Annotated in this window: 26 protein-coding genes; 10 read left to right on the top strand and 16 right to left on the bottom strand. The window is 40.0% G+C overall.

All coding sequences use genetic code 11. The features are described 5' to 3' along the window. Position 1 precedes the first annotated feature (1 nt). From AC2IOM_RS21040 to AC2IOM_RS21015, 6 genes are all read right to left on the bottom strand, one after another. A complete protein-coding gene (locus tag AC2IOM_RS21040; protein WP_486360066.1) occupies positions 2 to 601 on the bottom strand; it encodes a COG4648 family protein in 600 nt (199 codons plus the stop codon). A gap of 5 nt (positions 602 to 606) precedes the next feature. Then, positions 607 to 855 carry an acyl carrier protein gene (locus AC2IOM_RS21035; protein WP_010559421.1) on the bottom strand — a complete coding sequence of 83 codons (249 nt, stop codon included), beginning with the start codon at positions 853 to 855 and terminating at the stop codon, positions 607 to 609. A 13-nt stretch (positions 856 to 868) separates the two neighbouring features. Continuing rightward, positions 869 to 1,123 (bottom strand): phosphopantetheine-binding protein, encoded by a 255-nt coding sequence (locus tag AC2IOM_RS21030; RefSeq protein WP_010559422.1) that lies wholly within the window; start codon positions 1,121 to 1,123, stop codon positions 869 to 871. Beyond that, positions 1,116 to 1,889 (bottom strand): lysophospholipid acyltransferase family protein, encoded by a 774-nt coding sequence (locus AC2IOM_RS21025; RefSeq protein ID WP_486360065.1) that lies wholly within the window; start codon positions 1,887 to 1,889, stop codon positions 1,116 to 1,118. Before AC2IOM_RS21025 ends, AC2IOM_RS21030 begins: the two co-directional genes overlap by 8 nt. After that, positions 1,883 to 2,614 carry a beta-ketoacyl synthase chain length factor gene (locus AC2IOM_RS21020; protein WP_486360064.1) on the bottom strand — a complete coding sequence of 244 codons (732 nt, stop codon included), beginning with the start codon at positions 2,612 to 2,614 and terminating at the stop codon, positions 1,883 to 1,885. The genes AC2IOM_RS21025 and AC2IOM_RS21020 overlap by 7 nt, the downstream gene beginning before the upstream one ends. A 154-nt stretch (positions 2,615 to 2,768) precedes the next feature. After that, the gene (locus AC2IOM_RS21015; protein WP_486360063.1) at positions 2,769 to 3,995 is read right to left on the bottom strand and encodes an alpha/beta fold hydrolase; all 1,227 of its coding nucleotides are present in this window, start codon (positions 3,993 to 3,995) and stop codon (positions 2,769 to 2,771) included. 236 nt (positions 3,996 to 4,231) lie between these two features. On the opposite strand from AC2IOM_RS21015, the gene AC2IOM_RS21010 reads away from it, so the two are divergent. Continuing rightward, positions 4,232 to 6,823, top strand: coding sequence for an EAL domain-containing protein (locus AC2IOM_RS21010; RefSeq protein ID WP_486360062.1), 2,592 nt, complete (start codon positions 4,232 to 4,234; stop codon positions 6,821 to 6,823). 26 nt (positions 6,824 to 6,849) lie between these two features. Here AC2IOM_RS21010 and AC2IOM_RS21005 read toward each other — a convergent pair whose 3' ends face one another. The 3 genes from AC2IOM_RS21005 to AC2IOM_RS20995 all read right to left on the bottom strand — a co-directional run bounded on the left by AC2IOM_RS21005 (position 6,850) and on the right by AC2IOM_RS20995 (position 9,115). Next, positions 6,850 to 8,229 (bottom strand): MATE family efflux transporter, encoded by a 1,380-nt coding sequence (locus tag AC2IOM_RS21005; RefSeq protein WP_486360061.1) that lies wholly within the window; start codon positions 8,227 to 8,229, stop codon positions 6,850 to 6,852. Between the two features lie 31 nt (positions 8,230 to 8,260). Beyond that, entirely contained in the window at positions 8,261 to 8,707 is a 447-nt protein-coding gene (locus tag AC2IOM_RS21000; protein WP_054980777.1) for a YaiI/YqxD family protein, read from the bottom strand. Between the two features lie 81 nt (positions 8,708 to 8,788). Beyond that, positions 8,789 to 9,115: a hypothetical protein gene (locus tag AC2IOM_RS20995; RefSeq protein ID WP_486360060.1), complete on the bottom strand. Its 327-nt coding sequence runs from the start codon at positions 9,113 to 9,115 to the stop codon at positions 8,789 to 8,791. A gap of 179 nt (positions 9,116 to 9,294) precedes the next feature. On the opposite strand from AC2IOM_RS20995, the gene AC2IOM_RS20990 reads away from it, so the two are divergent. The 4 genes from AC2IOM_RS20990 (at position 9,295) to AC2IOM_RS20975 (ending at position 11,314) form a co-directional block, all read left to right on the top strand. Next, positions 9,295 to 10,125, top strand: a complete 831-nt coding sequence (locus tag AC2IOM_RS20990) for a mechanosensitive ion channel family protein (protein ID WP_138628453.1) — start codon at positions 9,295 to 9,297, stop codon at positions 10,123 to 10,125. Positions 10,126 to 10,182: 57 nt separating this feature from the next. Then, a complete protein-coding gene (locus AC2IOM_RS20985; RefSeq protein ID WP_138628451.1) occupies positions 10,183 to 10,554 on the top strand; it encodes a VOC family protein in 372 nt (123 codons plus the stop codon). 33 nt (positions 10,555 to 10,587) lie between these two features. After that, a complete protein-coding gene (locus tag AC2IOM_RS20980; RefSeq protein WP_486360059.1) occupies positions 10,588 to 10,812 on the top strand; it encodes a hypothetical protein in 225 nt (74 codons plus the stop codon). A gap of 100 nt (positions 10,813 to 10,912) precedes the next feature. Beyond that, entirely contained in the window at positions 10,913 to 11,314 is a 402-nt protein-coding gene (locus tag AC2IOM_RS20975) for a DUF3291 domain-containing protein (RefSeq protein ID WP_486360058.1), read from the top strand. 19 nt (positions 11,315 to 11,333) lie between these two features. Here the strand turns inward: AC2IOM_RS20975 and AC2IOM_RS20970 are convergent, their stop codons facing one another. Together AC2IOM_RS20970 and AC2IOM_RS20965 are read right to left on the bottom strand one after the other, a co-directional pair. Beyond that, the gene (locus tag AC2IOM_RS20970; RefSeq protein ID WP_486360057.1) at positions 11,334 to 11,846 is read right to left on the bottom strand and encodes an alpha/beta hydrolase; all 513 of its coding nucleotides are present in this window, start codon (positions 11,844 to 11,846) and stop codon (positions 11,334 to 11,336) included. A gap of 343 nt (positions 11,847 to 12,189) precedes the next feature. Next, positions 12,190 to 13,485 carry a Glu/Leu/Phe/Val family dehydrogenase gene (locus tag AC2IOM_RS20965; protein WP_138628445.1) on the bottom strand — a complete coding sequence of 432 codons (1,296 nt, stop codon included), beginning with the start codon at positions 13,483 to 13,485 and terminating at the stop codon, positions 12,190 to 12,192. Positions 13,486 to 13,813: 328 nt separating this feature from the next. On the opposite strand from AC2IOM_RS20965, the gene AC2IOM_RS20960 reads away from it, so the two are divergent. Further along, positions 13,814 to 14,251 carry an MgtC/SapB family protein gene (locus tag AC2IOM_RS20960; RefSeq protein ID WP_486360056.1) on the top strand — a complete coding sequence of 146 codons (438 nt, stop codon included), beginning with the start codon at positions 13,814 to 13,816 and terminating at the stop codon, positions 14,249 to 14,251. A gap of 10 nt (positions 14,252 to 14,261) precedes the next feature. Here AC2IOM_RS20960 and AC2IOM_RS20955 read toward each other — a convergent pair whose 3' ends face one another. From AC2IOM_RS20955 to AC2IOM_RS20945, 3 genes are read right to left on the bottom strand one after another with little or no spacing between them, the layout of a single operon-like run. After that, positions 14,262 to 14,516, bottom strand: coding sequence for a hypothetical protein (locus AC2IOM_RS20955; RefSeq protein WP_486360055.1), 255 nt, complete (start codon positions 14,514 to 14,516; stop codon positions 14,262 to 14,264). Between the two features lies 1 nt (position 14,517). Continuing rightward, positions 14,518 to 14,943, bottom strand: a complete 426-nt coding sequence (locus AC2IOM_RS20950) for a hypothetical protein (protein ID WP_486360054.1) — start codon at positions 14,941 to 14,943, stop codon at positions 14,518 to 14,520. Between the two features lie 15 nt (positions 14,944 to 14,958). Beyond that, a complete protein-coding gene (locus AC2IOM_RS20945) occupies positions 14,959 to 15,276 on the bottom strand; it encodes a DUF883 domain-containing protein (RefSeq protein ID WP_105171952.1) in 318 nt (105 codons plus the stop codon). Between the two features lie 584 nt (positions 15,277 to 15,860). Between AC2IOM_RS20945 and AC2IOM_RS20940 the strand changes: the two genes are divergently transcribed. Continuing rightward, entirely contained in the window at positions 15,861 to 16,439 is a 579-nt protein-coding gene (locus AC2IOM_RS20940) for an outer membrane beta-barrel protein (protein ID WP_105171953.1), read from the top strand. A gap of 86 nt (positions 16,440 to 16,525) precedes the next feature. On the opposite strand, the gene AC2IOM_RS20935 is transcribed toward AC2IOM_RS20940, so the two are convergent. Next, positions 16,526 to 16,804 (bottom strand): superinfection immunity protein, encoded by a 279-nt coding sequence (locus AC2IOM_RS20935; RefSeq protein ID WP_100914947.1) that lies wholly within the window; start codon positions 16,802 to 16,804, stop codon positions 16,526 to 16,528. A gap of 134 nt (positions 16,805 to 16,938) precedes the next feature. Continuing rightward, entirely contained in the window at positions 16,939 to 17,211 is a 273-nt protein-coding gene (locus AC2IOM_RS20930) for a ribbon-helix-helix domain-containing protein (RefSeq protein WP_010559441.1), read from the bottom strand. A 15-nt stretch (positions 17,212 to 17,226) separates the two neighbouring features. On the opposite strand from AC2IOM_RS20930, the gene AC2IOM_RS20925 reads away from it, so the two are divergent. The 3 genes from AC2IOM_RS20925 (at position 17,227) to AC2IOM_RS20915 (ending at position 22,449) form a co-directional block, all read left to right on the top strand. Beyond that, positions 17,227 to 17,622, top strand: coding sequence for a VOC family protein (locus AC2IOM_RS20925; RefSeq protein ID WP_010559442.1), 396 nt, complete (start codon positions 17,227 to 17,229; stop codon positions 17,620 to 17,622). A 728-nt stretch (positions 17,623 to 18,350) separates the two neighbouring features. Beyond that, on the top strand, positions 18,351 to 19,484 hold the full coding sequence (locus tag AC2IOM_RS20920) for a PepSY-associated TM helix domain-containing protein (protein ID WP_486360053.1): 1,134 nt from the start codon (positions 18,351 to 18,353) through the stop codon (positions 19,482 to 19,484). Between the two features lie 433 nt (positions 19,485 to 19,917). Beyond that, positions 19,918 to 22,449 carry a carboxypeptidase-like regulatory domain-containing protein gene (locus AC2IOM_RS20915; RefSeq protein ID WP_138628435.1) on the top strand — a complete coding sequence of 844 codons (2,532 nt, stop codon included), beginning with the start codon at positions 19,918 to 19,920 and terminating at the stop codon, positions 22,447 to 22,449. Positions 22,450 to 22,477: the final 28 nt, after the last annotated feature.

The raw sequence follows: 22,477 nt of genomic DNA, 5'->3' as shown, positions 1-22,477 counted from the left end.
TTTAATGCTCAAGCTCGTGACGCTGCTTTACAACATGACGAACAAGTAACTCACCTGCCATTAGTACGCCCATTAAAATGTACGCAATCAATCCGTTGTATAGCGTCCAAAGCGCAATATCTCCAAGGTATATGGTGTACCATGCAAGTGCAATATTAATGCTAAAGAATACGCACCACACTTTGGTGACATTTCGCGTATAGGCAATAACATGTTCTGGTAATGTTACATTTTGCTTGTCTTTGCTTTTACGCTTTTCATCGAGTAACGCAAAGGTTTCTATCACCGTAGGTCCTTTGAACAATGAATACGCAAACGTGACAAGCATAGTGCCTGATATAAGCACAGGGTAAAACAAGGTAACCTTGCTGTTATCAAGTAACCACGCCAATGCAACACATACGCTGCCTAATACCGTTGCCGGTAAAAGCCATGGCATGGTGCTACTGGCCGCTCGTGTAAATACATAGCGACCAACAATGGCGATGAGTAAAACAGGTGCAATACTGGAAATACTCGCATACTGCAGGCCAAAATAAATAAGCACTGGGTAGGCCAGTAATAATACAATGAATACTGTATTCAGTATTGCTTTTATCATGTGTTTTACGCTGAAACCAACTTGCTTACTTCGTTTACCACATCTTCTACAGTGCGTACTTGCTTAAACGCTTCAGGATCAATCTTTTGCCCTGTGATTTCACGCAATTTCACTACCAGATCAACGGCATCAATACTGTCGAGATCTAAATCTTGATAAAGGTTTGCCTCAAGCGAAATATCGTCTTGATCTATTTCAAATTCTTCCACCAAGATATCAGTTAATACTGCGAAGATTTCTTGTTGTGTTTTCATACCCTACCCGCTGTTATGCGTTTTGTTCAATAAACGCTGCTAACGCATCAACCGATGCAAAATGCTGTTTTGTTTCTTCTGAGTTTGCGTCAATTTTAATATCAAACTCTTTTTTAATCGCTAAGCCAAGCTCTAGCGCATCAATGCTATCAAGGCCCAAACCATCAATAAAAAGTGGTTCGCTGTCGTTAATATCATCAACGGTAATATCTTCTAAATCTAATGATTCAATAATGAGCTTCTTGATTTTAATTTTTAAATCACTCATAGCTGTCTAATTCTCCTTGAAAAAATGCCTGCATATCGCGGGTAAAACTACGCGCATGCTGCGTCAATTTCGACGCTTCAAAACTGGGTAATTGCAATTGTTGTTTCGTCATTGCGAGATCAAATTTAGCCTGCGTAGGCGCCACTTCGTACCACATTTCTGACTTGGTTAACGTTGACGGTGCAACATGAATTAACACCGAAACGATATCAGCACGACAGCGCAGTGCGATATTTGCCGCGCCTCGTTTAAATTTTAACGCTTGACCAGGTGTCGTACGAGTGCCCTCGGGAAACACTATCAAGTTATTTCCCGCAGCAAGTGATGCTGCACAATCCGTTAGTAAGCCCTCAGGGCTTTCATTGCTTATATAACCGGTGGATTTTATCACACCTCGCATAAATGGGTTACTAAATAAATGTGCTTTAACAACACAATCTGCATTGGGAATAAGCGAAATAAGTACCACAACATCAATCAAGGTCGGGTGATTAGCAAGTACTAACTTGCCTGTTAAATTGGCAAACTGAGTACGATCAGCAATAGTGAATTTAAAGATTCCTAATGCGCCCATCAAGCCAACAAAAAACTTAAACAGCAAATGCACTGTATAGCGCGCTGCCTTGCGGCGCTTTTCTTCATCGCGATAAATAAGGTACTGAATAGGCAATACAATTAGCGGAACTAACAATCCACCTAAGCCAAACACCGCAAAACAAAATCCGGTTGCGACAATGCGCCAGCAGCGTCCTAGCTTGGTTAACAAGGCGTTACCTCATCAATATGCAAGTGCCACGCACTTTGACTGCCGAGTACAAGCGCGTCGTTGGTTTTGTTTGTCGCTAAAAATCCCACAAACTGTTTTGCCTGTAACGGTGTATTGTTAGGCGTATCGCTAGGAGTTAACGACAGCGTAATACCCTGTTCATTGTCTTTAGATACGACAAATGCACACGCCAAATCACAACTATTCACATCGTCAAATCGTGCATAATCGTCTGGTAGTGGTTGATCGCAATACACAACGAGTACTTCGGATATATTCGGGTTATTTAACTGAATGCTTGCTTCAATTAATGCCATCAGCAGGGTGTTCTCGCCAGCCGCGATACTGTTCATTGGCTGTTGATTATTCGTCAAAATCGAATAAAGCCCAATGACTGCATTATGAACAGATAGGCCAAACGATGTTGGGCTGATCACTTCTTGGTGAGCTAAATCTTTTAAAATACTTGATGTACGGTGAAAGTCGCCATGTTGCGATGCAAATACAACGGGCATCGATTCTGCACCACTTTTCTCGGCGCTATTTGCTGCAACAAACAACGCCATTTTTGCATAGTGGCTAAGTCGTCGGCGCTGCATTGCTGGAACCCAATCCAATTGTGGGCTTTTGCTCATTGGATCAAACATTTCAATTTTTGCGTTGGCGAGCTGTGCTTCGTCCTTAGCTTTACACCAATAATTAAAATGTGAGAGCACCATTTTCATGTGATGTGCGTCCATGTTGTTTGAAAATGAGGCGAAACTATAAAAAAACTGCGCAAAAGAAGCAATGCTAAAACGCAAGAATGTTAAATTTATGCGTACTTTAGACTATTTTTAACTCAAATAACTGTATTTAACGACATGTTAATAGCATGTTTCAGTTGGCGGATGCTGAATTTGACAGCGTGCTCATAATAAAATTAATAAACTTTGGCTCTTTCAACACCCCTGCATGCGATGCATTAAAGCCCATCATTTTATTTGCTTCACGCTGAATATTAGGCGGAATTTGACTAGATAATGCCACAACGCCATCATCACTTGCACCGTCTTGATAGGAAAATACCAAAGCGTAATTAATTTCTGGCTGCAGTGTCTGAGTATGCAGCTGATTAACATAGTCACTGTTAGTTGCAACATCACGCCATGAGTTAATTACAAGGGGCGAACTTTCAACCCCTTTTCGAGCACTTTGCATACCCAATAACGGACTGTTTACCGTAATGAAATGATTAATTTTATAGTTACGTGCATGACCTTGATGACTTAGTGCGTAACCTCGGGTAATCAGCCCACCCATGCTGTGCGCTAACACCGAAACCGCATCAAAACCATAGCGTTTTTGCATAACCTCAATACTTTCTAACAAATAGTCTTTAACCAAATGCAACCCTACGCCACTTGGGTAGTACAATACCCACACTTGATAGTCAGAATCTTCAAGCGCCGCAACTAAAGCGGAAAATTCGCGCGGGTTGCCCATCATGCCGTGCACTAGAATAAGCGGCTCTTTTTTAGCGTTATACGGAGACAACATAAATAAACCGGATTCCACTTGTGCAAGAAAATCAAGCGGTCGCCAAAATCCCATATCAACATTATGAGCATCGAACATAGCGTGCTCTAAATTCGCTAACTTGCCGATATTATTAATATTGTAATTATCACTGTATTGAACCGCATACCCCTTTTTAACGGGCTTTGCGAAGTGAATTGGTTTAGCTTTGTACTTGGCTTTATCGGTAAGCGTAATTGCTTGTAACATGCCAACCGAGTCAACATAAGCAACGCCTACTTCATTGTCGTCGTAGGTCAAATTGTGATTACTGTCTTGGTATACAGCAACGTAATAAGTGCCTGGTTTTAAGTAGAATTTAAACTGCCCATTGCTATCAAGTAGTTTCTGATTTTCTATCGAGAAGGTGTTGTCGTTACGGCTTAATACAGCAACTACGAGTTCGCCACCATCTGAATTAGATTGATAATCAACTCGGCCATTTATTTCAGCAACACTGTCGAGTAATTGAGATTGTTGTTTAGCTTGGCGAAAATGCTGACAGCCAATTAAGCTCAAAACACAGCAAAGTAGTAAAATATGTCTCATCGAATTCCCTTCGCGCTAGTCACACGCAACTTACCTGTTGATAAATATCTTATTATCACAATCAGCAAAGGCGCTACATCTGCTTGATATTTGTGCTGTTACATCATGTGTAGCGCAATAAACTTGCGATAAACGTGATCGTACACCCTTTTGTTAACGATTAATTACATCAACTTATTGCAATAATTACGACTATAGTTGAATAATGTACCGTCGTTAGCCAAATTTAACTAATTATGCCCGTAGTATTTGCTTTTTTGTTATTTTTTCCGCTTTTCTTATTTGCCAATACCGAATTTGAGCAGATTTTTGATGATCACACCGCTGTGATGCTGTTGATTGAGCCAAAATCAGGAAAAATTATAAAAGCCAATCAAGCCGCGGCGGATTTTTATGGCTACAGCTCGCAAGCACTGCAAAGTAAAACCATTCAAGAAATTAACTTATTTACCGCAGAGCAAGTCGCAGAAGAGCGTGAAAACGCCCATCGACAAAAGCGCAACTATTTCATCTTTCGCCATCAAACAGCAGCGGGTGATATTAAAACCGTTGAAGTTTATTCCATCCCCATCGAGTTTCATGGCGCAACACTGCTCTATTCGGTCATTAAAGATATTTCCACACAACGGCAATATCAAAGCGAAATTTGGCAATATCAAAAAAATCTAGAACAAATGGTTGATAGCCAAGTTGCGATTATTAAAACCAAAAACAATAAAATACATGTTATATACATTGCCGGCTTAGTGGTGTTAATTGCGCTTGCACTGTTTTTAACCTATTTGCTACGCATCACCCGAAAAGCGCAAAAATACAGTACCAAACTCAGCCAAATAGTGGAGCAAAGCCCCTCTGCAATTATCACAACCGATTTACAGGGCTATATTGATTATCAAAATAAACATTCTGAAAGTGCGTTTTTTGCAAAATTATCATCAAGTAAACAAAGCTTATTTGATGAATTACGTAATTTAACGCAGCGCAGCGACGAATTTGATAACGCAATTAGCACCAATACCCCTTGGGTTGACCGCATTAATTTAGGGCAAGAACAACATTGGCTCCATGTGCATCTTTATCCGCTGATAAATAACCAGCAAAAGAAAGACGGTTATGTACTTATTCTCAATGATATTTCAAAACAAAAGCAGGCTGAGAAACAGCTTAGGCTTACATCAACAGTATTTCGTACCGCCAATGAAGCCGTAATGATTTGCGACAAAAACGCAAAAATTCAAGCAGTCAATGAAGCCTTTACTGAAATAACCGGCTACAGCAGTGACGAAGTATTAAATAAAACGCCAGATATATTGAGCTCAAACCTGCAAACAGAACCTTTTTACGCCAATATGCAGCACCAACTTGATGAAAATAACCAATGGCAAGGTGAAATTTGCAATCGCCGTAAAAACGGTGAGCTTTATTATGAATGGCTTTCAATCACCGCCCTTCGTGATAATAACGGCGAGATTGATGCGTTTGTAGCACTGTTTAGCGACATCACAAAACGTAAAAAGGCAGAAAATAAAATTTACCAGCAAGCTAACTTTGACTCACTTACTGGGCTTGCAAACCGCAACTTATTCTCAGATCGTTTTGAGCAAGCTCTTAATAAAGCACAGCGCGAGAACTCATTTCTGGCGCTATTGTTTATCGACTTAGATGGTTTTAAACACGTTAACGATACCCTTGGTCATTCACAAGGCGATACCCTTTTACAGCAAACAGCAACGCGCCTGAGCGAAACCTTACGTAAATCAGATACTATTTCTCGCTTGGGTGGTGATGAATTTGCGGTACTTATCGCAAGCGATAACAATCAGTTTAAAGTTGACCGAGTCGCCCATAAAATTCAGGCGGCAATCGCCACCCCGTATCAACTGGATAACGCACAAGGGTTTGTCTCTGCTAGCATCGGTATAACAACTTATCCAAACGACGGTCAAGACGTAGAAACACTGATGCGAAAAGCCGATAGCGCCATGTATAAAGCGAAAGCAAAAGGTAAAAATAATTTTCAATTTTTTACTGCCGAAATGGACGAAAAAGCGCAAAAAAGGCGCACCCTTGAGAGCGAACTGCGAACCGCCATCGATAACCAACAGTTTTTCATTGATTACCAACCCATTTTTGATGCTAAACATAATGTTATTTATGCGTGTGAAGCATTAGTACGCTGGCATCACCCTACCAAGGGCCTTGTTTCACCTGACCAATTTATTGAACTTGCTGAAGAAATTGGTGTAATCGCCAATATTGGTGAGTTTGTTTTAGAACATGCCTGTATTACCGCAGCAAAGTGGCAAGATGAATATGAAAATGCGCCCGGTATTAGCGTTAACATTTCTACTATTCAATTCCAACGTGATGATTTTATTGCCACTATTAAAAATACAATTGAAGTCAGTGGCTTGCCAAGCAACAAGCTGATATTAGAGATTACCGAAAGCTTACTCATTGAAAACGATAAAAAAACCATTGCCCAGCTCACTATGTTAGCTAATTTAGGCGTAAAAATAGCCATTGATGATTTTGGCACCGGCTATTCATCGCTCAGCTACTTAAAGAAATTCCCGGTGCATAAACTCAAAATTGATAGAAGCTTTATTAAAGACATTGAACATAACGCCGAAAGCCAAGCCCTTACCAAAGCCATTATTGCAATGAGTAAGAGCTTAAAGCTTGAAGTAATTGCCGAAGGCGTTGAGCTCAATGCGCAGATGCACTGGTTAACCGCATCGGATTGCTCGCTAATTCAAGGCTATTGGTTTGCCAAGCCCGTTGATGCGTTAACGATTAAAGAATTACTCACTGAGCACAACAGTTAGCATACTCTTTCAGCTATACCACTGATTTATTTTGCCACGGCGCAAGTTTGCTCTGGCGTGTTACTTGGCGCTTTAACCAGCTTTTTATTAAATTCACGACGAATTAACAGGTGGCTGACCAAAGCTTGAATAAACACAGTAACAATTGAACAATACCAAATTTGTTCAATGTAAAAGTCTTCTTGGTTGACTAAATAAATAACTGAAACCGCAAACAGTGACAAGCGCACAAAGGTGCTCAGTAACGCGGGCCACGTATTTCCAAGCGCTTGAAACATGCCTGAAATGGCAAATACATAGCCAGCAGGAACAAAATTAAGGCCAACAAAACTCAAGAACGTTGCTGCAACTAACACCACGTTGGCATTGTCACTAAAACCGGTGACAAATAGCTCAGGTACCCATAAACACAATACCATTAACATGCCCATTAATGAGCACGTTAAAAACGCGGTGATGTGAAAGGTTTCGTATACGCGTGAGATTTTTCGCGCTGCGAAGTTTTGTCCAGCGATGGCAGGCGCAGCAAAGGCAATGGCCATAACCGGTAAAAATAGCGATTGCATAATACGCCCACCTAAACCAAAGCCGGCTTGTGCTTCAGCAGATACACGACTAAGCGCCCAATAAATCAACGACATATACAAGAAGGTCAGTAAAAATTCACCGCCCGACGGTAAACCAATATTAAGTACTTTGCGTATCGTTTTCGTTTTTAACGCAAACGATAACCAGCGCACTTGAAGATATTGCTCTTGTTTATTGAAATAACGCACCAAAAGCACAAACGATAGCAACATTGAAATACTGCTCGCCAGACCCGCACCAACGACACCGAGCTCTATGCCAAGACCCCACCCCGTTATCAGAATAGGCGATAGAATAATGTTAGCGATAATACCAATCACCGAAATCGACATAACCGGTTTTACAATACCAGTACCGCGCAGCGCAGCACTTAATGCGGTAAACACAAATTGCAGCAGTAACGACGGTAAAAACCAATAAAAGTAACTCTCGGCTAATGCTTGTGTAGCAATATCGGCGGTCATAAACGCAAAAAATACGTGACCAAATGCATAGCCTATCGCTGCGCAAAACAGGGTTGCCCAATTGGCAAGCGCTAACGTTTGATTAAATACGTGACTGGCTTGGCGCTGCTTTTTGCGCCCAACCGCATGCGATACTAGCGTTGCACAACCAATATTGAGTACTTGCGTTAATGCCATAACAAAGAAAAACACACTTGATGCATTACTCACAGCGGCAATCGCGGCACTACCTAGTTGACCAACAAAATACAAATCAACTAAGAAATACAGCGTTTGAATAAGCAGACCAATGGCGATTGGCACTGCCATTGAAATAATGTGTTTTGGAATGCTTCCTTTCGTAAGATCGTGCATAACTGCGCAACTTTCCCTTTAATTAATAAGGCTAACCGAGCCTTGCAAGCGCTTTATCGAGCTCATCAGCAAAGGCTTTTTTATCAGTGTTTGATAACGCGCTCGGGCCACCTGTTTCAACGCCACTGGCACGCAAAGTATCAAAAAAGTCACGCATATTTAAACGCGCTTTAATGTTACTGGCTGTTAATAACTCGCCGCGCGGGGTGAGTGCAATCGCTTCTTTAGTGATCACTTCATCGGCGAGTGGAATATCTTGCGTAATCACTAAATCGCCCGCGACTACACGTTTAGCAATTTCGTTATCGGCAACATCAAATCCTTTTTCGACCTGTAATCGCTTGATAAAACGAGACGGTGGAATGCGGAAACTGTGATTAGCAATAAAGGTTGTGTTGATCTGTGTACGCTCTGCTGCACGAAATAAAATCTCTTTAATTGCAACAGGGCATGCATCTGCATCGACCCAGATATTCATAACGTTCCTAGGCTCTTAAATAAAAATGCAGTATACGGAAGCGACTAACTAAATGCGAGTGATTCTTAACGGCGAAATGTGTTAACGCTTATTTTTAAGCGACAACATAAACTGCTCTACTTTTAAGGTCAGGAATTGCTCTACCTGCTCTTCCATGCTGTCGACAGTAAAGTCATTTACGCTTAACACACGTTCGGCTTGCTCTTCTGAAATTAACTTACCGTTCAGTAAAAACTCCCATTCAGGCAAGGTTTTATCATAGCGAGGGATCACATCAAGGGTGACAAACGGAAAGGTAAAATCAACCCGATTTATCAATCGGCAAAAATCTTCAATGTAATCAGTACCCGTTGGCCCTAAACACCCAGGCTCTAAACGAAAGCGTATTGCTAATTTCAAATAGGACATACCTCTTCCTTTAAACACGCAACATAGAATAAAACTACTTTACAAACTATGTGATGTAACACTGCAAACCGCAAGTTAATGTTTAATAAACTTTCTATGTGTATAAATTATCGCTATGACGCTTGAAGCGCAGTTTAAGATAGCCTAGTGTATAGTTTTTAACGTCAGGTTAACAAAACATGGAAGAATTTATCGCTCAACTCGATCTCAATCAATATCTGCCAACAGCACTTGATTGGGCAACTAACCTATTACTTGCCTTCGCCATTTTAATTATTGGTATTTGGCTTGCCGGCAAAGTAAATAAAGCCATCATCAAAATCTCTAATCGTCATGCACAACTAGACGATACCTTGTTTAAGTTTTTTGGCAGTGTAGCTAAATACACCATTTTGGCATTTGTCGGTATTGCTGTGTTAAACCGTTTTGGTGTGCAAACAGCCTCTATAATTGCACTGCTAGGTGCCGCTGGCCTTGCGGTTGGTTTAGCACTTCAGGGCACGTTATCGAACCTTGCTGCGGGTGTAATGCTGCTTATATTTAGACCGTATAAAGTGGATGATTTTATTGAAACGGGCGACCAATTCGGCAAAGTGGCTGAAATAGACATGTTCACCACCATTTTACAAACCTTTGATAACCAGCGTATTATCATTCCTAATAGCGATATTTGGGGCAATAAAATTGTCAATCACTCTCACCATGAGATACGTGGTGTTGATATGCGTTTTGGCATCGCCTATGACGAGAACATCGACGCAGCTCGCACAGTTATTAATAAGGTATTAGACACGCACCCACATATTTTGAATGACCCTAAACCTTTTGTTGAAGTTGAAACCCTCAACAATAGTTCGGTCGATTTCTTAGTACGTCCGTTTTGTTTGGGTGAACATTATTTCGATATTTTGTATTCGGTACCCGAGCAAATTAAAAAAGCGCTTGATGATGCCAATATTGAAATTCCATTCCCTCACCGTAAAGTTATTTTAGTTAATGAGAACAAATAAATAACGTATAGGCATGCGTTTAAAACGCATGCCTACAGTTTAGTTTTAAGGATTTAAATGAACTTAAACCAAGTAACATTACCGGTAACGCAAATGAGTGATGCCGTTAGGTTTTACCAAACGCTCGGTTTTGAACTTATTGTCGACACACCGCATTATGCGCGTTTTGCCTGCCCAGAGGGCGATTCAACATTTTCGCTGTCACTTGAAGAAAATGCCGTTAATGGTGCCACGATTTATTTTGAACATGCACAACTCGATAACTGGGTTGCCGAATTACAAGTAAAAGGCGTTATATTTTCCCAGCTACCAACTGATGAACGATACCTGTGGCGAGAAGCCGTGTTATTTGACCCTTCAGGCAATAAAATCAAGCTTTATTGGGCAGGAGAAAACCGTTTAAACCCGCCGTGGCGTGTTAAAAACTAATTTTTATACCGTTACGACGAACTAAGGATAACGATGCAATTAGCTCAACTTAATATCGCGCTTGCAAAATACGCACTTGATGCCCCTGAAATAAAAGACTTTGTTGATAACCAAGGGTCTGTTGATCTTTGCTGTTCTATTTTTGTTCTGCTTGAGCGTGCTTTTATCGCGGCGCTCGATGTGTGGCCTAGCAATCTAAGCGAATATCGAGTAACAATGAGAAAAGGGCGCTCAAAAGAACCGTTAGGCAACGCTTGATTGGGTTTTCTACTGTGTTATCGGCTGACTCACATAGAATAACTATGCCACGCAGCCTCTGCCTTGTATAAAACCCAATCAAACTGCTGCAAAAACGAACTTGAAAGGTCAACAGACCCTAGATAAAGTAAATTCACTCGCTGAAAAAACCGATGGTTTTGTATGGCGCCTTAAAGATGATTCTGGCGATGCAACCAGTATTCAAGCTTTTGAAAACCCTAATATGCTGGTCAATATGTCGGTTTGGCAAAATGTCGATAGCCTGAAAAACTTTATGTTTAGAACCAACCATCGTGACTTCATGCGCAGGAAAAACGAGTGGTTTGAAAAGCTAAATGAAGATAATTACGTGCTTTGGTGGGTAGAAGATGGCCATATTCCATCGCTAAGTGAAGCGATATCACGACTAAACCATCTTCGTGAGCACGGTGATACACCTTATGCATTTAGTTTTAAAGCAAACTTTACACCTCGCGATTTAAGCGAAGAAACCACCAGCTAATTGCTGCACTCAGCGCAATTTAGCGAATATCCATTTTCTCTTTCATCCACGTTTTTACCGGCAGAACCCACTGTGGCAATGGACGGTAAAACGCGCCATGCGATAAACCGGTGTTTATCGCTACTTCTTTAAATGATTGTACCTGCCCACTTTTGTCTTTTAACTTTTTGCAGGTATTTGATTTATCCGTTTTTTCATAAACTGATAAAACATGCCCATACACTTTTATATCATCATGCTTGCTTGAAATTAAACGGCCGCAACCTGCTAGTAATACAGTATTTACGCCAAAATCAGCTAGGTGGTTTGACATTAATCCCGTAATAAACGCGCCACGTGAAAAACCAATCAAGGTAATGTTGTTGGCGGGCACCCCATTTTTAATCATGTTTCGGATTGTCGCGCTTTGCGCTTTTGCATAGTCAAATGGATCTGTGTTCTTTTTACGATGAACCGCAACTAACGTGTAGCGATCATCAGCAAGCGCTTGCTTTACCTTTGGAAAATCATACAAACCCCAACCATTTTTCACTTCAACGGGCGTTGGGTTGTCTCCTTCAACAATATAACCATGGGAGTAGAAAACAAATTTATCGCTTGGCTCAAATTGCTCGGGTAACTTCTCGACAACCTCAGCAGCATTTACAAAACTTGAAAGGAGTGCACAAAGAAAAAAGAAAAGGCGTTTAAGCGAGGGAAAAGCTGCATATAGATATTATTTTTATTTTATAAATTATGCGCTTAGTTTATTAATACAAAAGCTGTTTGTATATCGCCAATTTGTAAGAAAACGAAACAAGACCAAAAAGTGATACGTACTTAAGTGTACAAAGCGCGATTGTGAATCGCGCTTAGTTCAATAGCTAAAAAGATTATTAACGTTTCGATTGTGCATTAAAGTAATCGGTGGTGCCGTGCGCTTCAATGGCTTCGGTTAAAGCACGCAACGCTACGTTATATACACTGTCGCGTAGTGTGATGTCTTTTTCTTGATAAATTTGCCAAGCGTTTTCAAACGCTTTTTCAAGCTTTTGATGCAGCTTTTCTTCCACTTTATCGAGTGACCATTGCTCGCCTTGTCTGTTTTGCAGCCATTCAAAATAACTTACGATAACACCACCAGCATTTGCCAAAATATCCGGCACCACTGTTACGTTATTTTGCTGCAAAACACTATCTGCCTCGCTTTCAACGGGACCATTAGCAATTTCAACAATGTACTTAGCGCGCACATCATTGGCATTATCACGGGTGATCACACTATCGAGCGCTGCAGGGATCAAAATATCAACATCTAAAGTAAGCAATTCTTGATTGCTAATGTGTTTAAACTCTTGCACTTCGCAAACCGATTGTTCGCAGTACACCGCAGAGAGTTTTTTGCTGCGCTGCTTTTCTTGGAAAATACTATCGACATCCAGTCCTTGTTCTCGATAAATCCCCCCTTGCGAATCGCTTATAGCAACGATATTAAAGCCTGCTTGCTGCAGCAATTTAGCGCAGTGGTAACCACCGTTACCAAAACCTTGTATCGCCACAGTGAGCTCTTGTGGGTTTAAGCCCAGTTTTTTAACCAACATTTGCGTACAAATAAATGCCCCGCGACCTGTTGCACTTTCGCGCCCTAAACTACCGCCTAATGATATCGGTTTTCCGGTGATCACCGCAGGGGCTTTACTGCGCGTTATTTTTTCGTATTCATCCATCATCCAACCCATAATACGCGCGTTGGTATAAACATCGGGTGCTGGAATATCGGTATCGGGGCCAATAAAATCGGCCATCGCGCGCACATACGCACGCGATAATCGTTCAAGCTCCATTGGCGATAACGTTTTCGGGTTCACCGTAACACCGCCCTTACCACCACCAAGTGGTAATCCCACCACTGCGCATTTTAGTGTCATCCAAAACGCGAGGGCTTCTACTTCGTCTTGATTCACCGCTTGATGAAAGCGAATACCGCCTTTGCATGGCCCTAAGATATCGTTATAACGGCAACGATAGCCTTTAAAATAAGCTAAACGACCACTGTCTAAACGTACGGGTAAATTACACGCTAATGTGGCATGTGGATGACTCAGTGCTTCAATCACTTGCTTGGAGGTATTTGCTTGCTCTCCAATTCGTTGCAAGCGCTCTATTGCACTTACCAATACAGAATTACTCATACACTATCCTTAATTATGAACACTTCAATTAACAGCCATTATTGTTACGTGGCTAGCCTAATACTAGAGCGTGTTGAACTTTACAGTCTAGGCTACTTTAGGGTAACAGTAATAACTCACCTGGTTAAACCCATCACGTCGTTGCCAATCGACTTTGGATAATAAATTACGTTACACTGTTTTAGGTGAGTGGCCCTAATCGACACGCTGCTATTTATATAAGTGTTTGGTTTTATTACAGACCTTATCCAATACACTGTTTTATAACGTTACGATCAGTTTGCCTGCGCACACTGTGTATTAAACCCATGTTAAAGATGAGAAACGGATGTTCGAGATAGATTTAGATTTCACCTTAATAATGTTTCACTTTAAACAACTTGGTATCGCATTTTTGCTGTCGTTACCGATTGCATTAAACCGTGAATCAAGAGAAAACGGCGCTGGTCTTCGAACATTTCCACTCGTAACCATTGCCTCGTGCGCTTTTATGCTGGTTGGTATTAATGTGTTTGAAGGTTCTGACGCCGAAGCAAGGGTAATGTATGGCATTATCACAGGTATGGGATTTATCGGTGGCGGTGCTATTTTCAGAGATAAAGACAGCGTAAAAGGCACAGCTACCGCAGCCGGGCTTTGGAATACGGGTGCAATTGGTGTATCAGTAGCATACAGTCGCTATGAAATTAGTATTGTGTTGTCGTTTATTGGGTTTTTAATCTTTCATTTTTCTGAAGTACTCAAGCCAAAACAAAACGCTAAATAACAATAGCGCGTTACTTTATTAATAAGCTGATAATTTTAATTAACTCGGAATGGGATGAACCGCATTTTTGGTTATCAGGATTATCCATTAATCCTTTTACAAAGCCCGCCCCAAAAGATGCCATAAGCCCTTCTTTTGACGATAAAATCGATTTCACATTCGTTTTTGCAACTTGTGTATTGTAGTCATCAAACGCCTTTACCGCGAGGTATTCAGCTTTGGCATTTTCAAGTTGGTGTAGGTCATCTTTAAGTAAAAACTCCATGTTAGTCTCCGTTTAAAAGTAAAGACGCACTCGCTTTAAACCCCACGCGATGCCATATACGCTTAAGCTGAATAAATAGCCATACAGCTAATGCACTGTTAAGAAGTAACAAACTTCCAATTACCAAGGCTAAACTGGGATACATTTTATACATAGTTAGCCCAACCACTGCGTTAAGCAAGAGCCAAATTACACTGACAATCACGACCAGTGTTAAACAAATCGCGAATGAGAGTAACGCAGCGCTGAGGCTAACTTTAGCCTCAGCCGCTACTAGATTTTTTGACGTAATGAGCTTGGCAACTTTACTTTCAAGCAATGCTGTTACGCTTTCGAATGTTTGCGCCAGCTTCGCCTCGTTTTCAGGCTGCTGATTTGGCTCGCTTTGATTGTTAAAACCGCCCTGCTCGGGACCTATATTGTCCATCGTCTCGAACCTATATTATTTACGTTTAATAATTGCAGACACCAACATACCGAGTGAAAATGCAATACCTGCTGTTGCTACTGGATTTTCTACTGCGTATTTTTTAACGGCTGACTTTTCCCACTTAGCTTTCATTTCTTGCTGCTTTTGCGCCAAACTTTCAGAGCTTGAATGCGCAGTTTCACGCAATGTTTCTTCAGCTGTGCCAACTTTTTCAGTGATGGTATCAACTGATTCATGAAGTGATTCGTTGAGCTTATCGGCAACTGGGTGCGCCTGAGTTGAATTTTGCTTTGCTTTACCATTTGTGGTGTTTTGATTTGATGTAGCCATTTCAAGGTTCCTTTTCCTGGTTAAAAATTTGTTTCTCATATTTCTTAAACTTACTAATATTCAAGCAACTATGATTCCAACAAAAAATAACCAATAAAATCAGTAAAATAACAAAATTTACTTTGTAGTCAGTCATAACAACCATGAAAAAATTACACCTTGTATTGTAGCTTTTGCATAACACAATTTACTTTTTACACATGGGCTAAATTAGCGTTAACAAATAGCCTTACATGCGAGTAACAGTACAAAAGCACTTCTCTAAAATAGTAGTAAGTAAACGAAGCTTATTTAGCACATACACTTTTAGCTTTGGTTTAAGCCGTTAAAAATACAAAATAGTCGCTATAAAAGGCTATTTATCAGTTGCCTACCCTAACTGCTTTTTTCTTTTTAGTACGGTGTGTTCATACTTCATGGTATTAATGTAAATCTTTCATAATTAATGTGTTTTTTACATTCATCAAATACTCAAAACACTCGCAAAAAAGCATTAACCTGTTGTTTTATTTACAATTTTAAATTTGGTCTAGGCTTTGCAACGCTTTGGCTGTATTAAACGCAAATAAACACAAGGAATTTTTATGAAAAGTAAACTACTTACAACATTATTCTTATCATCAGCTATTTTTGCACAGCCGTTACTAGCGAAAGATAACAAGCAAGTAGATCATCGCGGTGTTTATGTGGGTGGCGGTTATGGATTAATAAGTGCCAGTGGTGACGATGATTTTGATGATGACGACGACGCGTACAATGTATTTATTGGCACCCAGTTTAATCAAATGATCAGTTTAGAAGCGGGCTATTTGGATTTTGGTAAGTTTGGCAACGATACCTTTAACACCAAACTCGATGGTTATACGTTAGGACTTAAGCTTGGTTTACCTGTTACTGAACGTGTAACGCTGTTTGTAAAAGGCGGTAATTATTGGTGGGATGCCGATTTAAGCGGATTTGATAATACGCTATCACTTGATGGAAACGAGTTATTTTACGGCGCTGGTGCATCATTTGCTATTTCAAAAAACTGGCAACTCAATCTAGATTACACCCGATACGACTTTGAATTTGAAGATGATGAGATTGGCATTTTTTCAAATGTAGATAAATTTAATGGTGAAGTCGACTACGCAAGTCTTTCGGTGCAATACACCTTTTAATCAATAAAATCAGCGCTAACGGCCGCTGATGATTTTTAATATTTTCGCCCTTTTTACTGCTAATGCTGTAAAAAGGGCGTTTTATATTAGCTTGCTTCGCTTGACGACGCAGGTTTGCGCGATTTAGTCACCGCTTTTTCAACACTTTTACCGGTGACAGCCCAAATCATCAGGCCTGACCACGCAATGAGTGAAAAACCCGCTGGCACACATGCCGCTGCGATTAATTTTGCATGTTTGCGATTAAAGAAAAACGCCAGAACAGCCGGTAAAAACCATAAAACCAAGGTTGCTAATGCAACAGCTAATATAAACACCGGATCTGCGTTGGCAAAAAGATCTTCAAAAAAAGTAAGTGTTTCCATAATCGTATTCTCAATAAAAGTAACTGGGGCCAGACTACTTGGCTATGAGAAATAACTTGGCAAAAAATGCTAAGCGGCAAAATGCGGTGATTAATGGTTAACACCCAATGTAGTACCTAGGTACTACCCGTTAATTAACCAAGTGGTTTACTATTTAGCGCATAGGTTAAACACGTTACACGCAGCATTGATGCGAGATTTTTAACACTACCATGGCGTTCAATTACCTCTTGATACAAGGTGGAAATAAACTCCGGCACTGTTACTTTTTCATCGGCTGCTATACGCTCGAGAATTTGCCAGATTTTATTTTCTAGCGAAATACTTGTCACCACCCCCTGAATGCGTATTGAACGCTTGGTGCTATCGTAAGATGTTTGCGGCTCTTGAGCATATAATTCACACATAAGGTATTCCTAACAATGGCAAAAATGATTCACAGTATGATCCGCGTAGTAGACGAATCAAAGTCACTGCAATTCTATCAAAACATACTTAACTTAACAGAAAAACGCCGGATTACTTTCGATAGCTTTTGCTTAATTTACTTAGGTAATGATGAATCAGATTTTGAACTTGAACTGACTGTAAATTTTGACCAAAAAGCACAGTATGATTTAGGTAACGGATACGGCCACCTCGCAGTAAGCGCCGAAAATATAGAAGCACTGCATCAAAAAGCCGTTTCTCTTGGTTATCAACCAAAAGACGTTAAAGAGTTTTATAACGGTGATTCACTCGTTGCGAAATTCTTTTTCATCAACGATCCAGACGGTTACGCGATTGAAGTAATTGAGCGTTCAGATACGTTTAACTAAATCACAATGCGAATACAGAGTAAAACAAGTGCTTACGCTGTATTCGCGTCTTCTGATACACAAAATCGCCATTTTGCGTGTTCACTCATATTTACCAGCGTACTTAATGCTACATACAACAATATTTATCGCTTTAATAAAACCTAGGGTCTGTTGACCTTTCAAGTTCGTTTTTGCAGCAGTTTGATTGGGTTTTATACAAGGCAGAGGCTGCGTGGCATAGTTATTCTATGTGAGTCAGCCGATAACACAGTAGAAAACCCAACCAAGCGCTGCCGAACGGTTCTTTTGAGCGCACTTTTCTCATTGTTGCTCGATATTCGCTTAGATTACTAGGCCACACGTCGAGCGCCGCGATAAAAGCACGCTCAGAAAGAACAAAAATAGAACAGCAAAGATCAACAGACCCTAGTCGATTTAACCATAGAACAATAACTTACCCTATAACAGGAACGTATCAGGTAATAGTTTCGACAGTGCAAAATTAACAATAATTATTATCATTAATTATTCCAATTTTATTGCCACTTGCTTAGAATGCCCGCAACCTTTAAAGAAAATAACGTTTACTTAAAGCAAAATTAAACGGCTAACTTAAAAATACAGCTTGTCCGCCACATTTTGCCTCACTGAAGCGTTTAAAGCACATTTGGTCCGTCAATCAAATATGTAAAGCAGCGAGTTACACAAGCTTAGCTCGCCGCTACCGTTATAATGAGCAATAAAATATGAGTATAAGAAAAGCCTTTTTTTGGCTTCACCTAATTATTGGTTGCATCGCTGCCCTATTTATTTTTTTAATGTCGGCCACCGGTGCGCTACTTACCTATGAACGCCAAATTATTCATAGCGCAGAGCAACAAGATTATCCCCAAGCACCTTCTGCTAACACACAAAAACTGACGCTTGAACAAATAAAGGCTATTGCCAATACCTTAGAACATAAAAAGCCGTTAAGTATTGCGATTAGAAACGAACAAAACGCCTTTATTCAAATTAAAGAAGGCCGCAAAACCCTTGCCTATTTAAACCCATACAACGGTGAACACATTAACGAACCGGGGCTTGCAACTAAAACATTCATGCGTAAATTGCGTGCTTTTCATCGCTGGCTAACCCTTGATGGTAAGTTTAGTGAGACAGGTCGCTGGGTTAATGGCATCGCTAATATTATTTTCTTTGTGTTAGTGCTTTCGGGCCTTTATTTGTGGTTACCAAAACGCTTTAATAAACGTGCGTTTAAACAAAAACTTACGTTTGCTAAGTCTTACCCAAACACCAATGCGCGCGATTACCAATGGCATAATGTGTACGGTATTTATTTAGCGCCGGTACTTGCGGTACTTATTGCAACTGCGTTCTTTTTCTCTTTTAAATGGCCGGGTAACACCTTAAAAGAAATGGTATCTATCGATGCGAAAGTTGAGCAGCTAAAAGCGTCGCCATTAAATAACGGCACACCACAATCACTTAATGTGCTATTTGAAAATGCAATTAACTACACACCAGAATGGCAACGCGCACAGTTTACACTTGCTACTAAACCTATGGATAAAATAGCGTTTAGCCTTGATACTGGCACAGGGGGCGAGCCACAAAAACGCTTAACGGTAACAATCGATACCCAGTCTGGCAAGGTATTGCAAACGCTCACCTTTGATGATTTATCAAGCTACCGCAAAGCACGCAGTTACATTCGCTTTTTACACACTGGCGAAGCGTACGGCATTATCGGCCAAACCATCGCAGGCCTTGCTTCATTACTTGCATGTTTACTCGTTTATACCGGCATCATGCTTTCATGGCGCCGCTGGCAAAACTATCGCGCACGCAAAGCTAAATTAGCGCTAGAAACCGCTTAATAATTTTACTTTAAAGCTAACCGAAGGGTTAGCTTACTTTATTTACAACTCTCTCTTCCTAAAGTACTTTTACATTATCTGTTTGTGCAGATTTTAAATTCTGCATCGTATCCAAAGCCTAATATTTTTTGTTTCCAATAATTAGATGTGCGACGAGACCCAAATATGATAAATGGCTTTGACTGCTTAGCCAAACCACCCGTAAAGTTATACGGTGTCATTTCTAAATTAGCACTCACCTTATTGTTATGAAAAACAAAACTTGAATAAGATTTTTGCTAAACCAACGCTAACTATAGTATTGTAAACTACAGTATATAGCCTCCAAATCCCGCGATATGTATCAATGATTTCATTGAATTTGATAATGGAAGGAGTCTTATAATCTGTTAAGCATCAAAGATGCGAAGGATTCTACAAAAGGAGATTGAAAATGAAAATACAGATTTTATTAAAAACTATGTTAATGGCCATTGCTTTAGTCATAGTAGGCTGTGGAGGAAGCGAGGATGAAAAAAACGATGTTCCAAATCCAACGAACAACACACCACCAACTATTTCTGGTATAAACGAGAGCTATATTGTTCCCGCATTGGGTGAACTGATAATAAAAGCTAGTGTATCAGACGCAGATAATGATGCATTGAGCATTATCTGGGAGCAGACTTCAGGAACTCCTTTGTGGCAGGTGCAACCTACAGACTCTGAACTCTCCTTAAAAATGCCGTTAGACAATGGCTTAGAACAAATTTTTGAAGTAAAAGCAATTGTCAATGATGGAAAGGAGAATGTTTCATATACTACGACTATCACAGTTCCCACATCTACAGCTCAGATTATTAATGATGTATCCGAACATGATGGTTCTTATTCAGAAGAAGCCCCCGATTCCGATCTAATTTTAACAATTGAGAGTATTAATTCACGAGGTGTCTTAGAAGCATCTGCCAATAAATTTGAAATTAATTTTACATCCAATACAGGAGCAACTTTTAAGTTTGATGAAGAGACCGAGATTACTTTGCACTCGGGTGAAGCGGTGAAAATTACAGATTTTTTTAACTTTGATGAAACAAAGAACTTATTGTATGTGAAAGAAGAAAGTCTTTTTAACTTCACAAGCCTACTACAGCAAACTAATGATTTAATTGAGCTTGGCATTAGCGGCTATGATTCATATGGGTTTGATATTTCAAAAGAAGTTAGTTTTTATTATGGCTACGGCGTGATCAAAGGCACTTTAGTTGATGAAAATGGAAATGCTTATGGAGGATTGGAAGGCGAAACGATTGAAATCAGGGGAGGATTTAATAGCAAAACCTATAATGCCATTATCAAAGCAGATAGTACTTTTGAATTTATTGATTTACCTGCAGACACATATAATGTCAACCTTCTGACAAGCGACTTTAAAATTGCTGTCAGCTCTGTGCTAATCGACTTTAGTTCACCTAATATTGAAATTTCCCCACAAGTAATTGATTTACAAACCGCTGATACTAATTCTGGTGTTAAGGCGAAAAAATTCTCTGCTACCCTAAAAGCATCCCCAGAGCGCCTTCAGTATCATTACGCTAAAGAGCATTCTTTCGGCAAAAAAGAACTTCAGCTAAAAGCTGTTGATGAAGAACTAATTGGAACGATTACTGCGACAAGTGCGTCTCAAGGGGTGTCTGTTTCAAAAAAAGAAACATTCGTAATACCTAAAGAAATTACTGAAATTAAAGTTGTTTCGACAGTAACGTCAACTGAATTTCCTGAATGGACAACCGTGCAGAGTGAGTATAACGATGCTTGGCAATATAGCTATCTAATTGGAACCAGAACAAAATTCAAACAAGGAAACGTAAATTCTACACACGCCAGTGCTGGCACTATATCGAACTCTGAAGTATACGAAGTCAATAAAAACCCTAATGCTCCCGCAGAAAAGGTTACTCTATTTGCTAGCGCAACAAATATTGGCGATGATGTAGTTCCAACATCTGTGACATTAGAAATCTACCAAGCTGGCGAGGAACTATCTATTAAAGAGTTTAGGCACAAGGAAGGCCTGGGGTTAGGAAAAACTGGTCGTTGGCATATCGGTGTTGGTCCGAGTACTCATAAGCAATGGACGGCAACAATTGTATATTCTCCAGAAGAAAGTGATCTGAATAAAGCAGAATGTAAATTTAAGACTGCAACTCAAGAGTTTTTAATCGATAATTTTAATATTGTAAAAAAGAACCCTGGTCAAGCTGAGATTGAAATGGGGTTTTCAGGTATTACTGTACCTTCACTAGGAAACACACATGGAAAAATTGAATGTGATTTTGAAGCAATTAATAGCAAAAATAATGTAATATCAACAAGTCAGCCGTCAATCATGGAAATGGCAGCAGGTAAAGATAGTTTAATTCCTTTAACTCGCTATTCAACAGGTTCTAGATATGGTTCGCGTGATATCGGCCAAGATGATTGGATGCGTGCAAACACTCTTCAATATATGAGCAATAGCAGGCTAGTATATAACGATGCTTCAAGAGAACATGGTGGGTGCTATGTAAGTGATGCAAATTATACTTCATACAACAAGAACACTAGTTGCTCTAAAGCCATTCGTGACCATAATTCTCATAGAGATGGAACTTCAGTTGATACCCGTTACCCAACAAAAACTATGAATAATCCAATCATAAATCTAAGATCCAAGCTTGGACAGACAGTAAATAACCCTGCTGTTGCAAAAGAGGTTAAAGACTGGGTCATGGAAGCAAGAGGTGCAATTGACAATATCACTTCGAGTACAAGCGTTAAAAAGGTATATGTTGCCAAACAGATGTGGTTAAAAACTTTGTTGAATAAGGGAAAAGATGAAAATGGTAATTTGGTAGATGGTTTAACACCTTGGAGCACTAAGTCCCCCAAAGTAGAACATTATAAAGGCCATAGCAATCATATCCACATAGAGTTCTACCCTTAATAATCAACCCTAAAACACATCTCTCAGG

Source organism: Pseudoalteromonas sp. NS-SX12, assembly GCF_057367955.1.
Note: the sequence above shows the minus strand (reverse complement) of the source record. Positions and strands in the feature narration are given on the sequence as shown.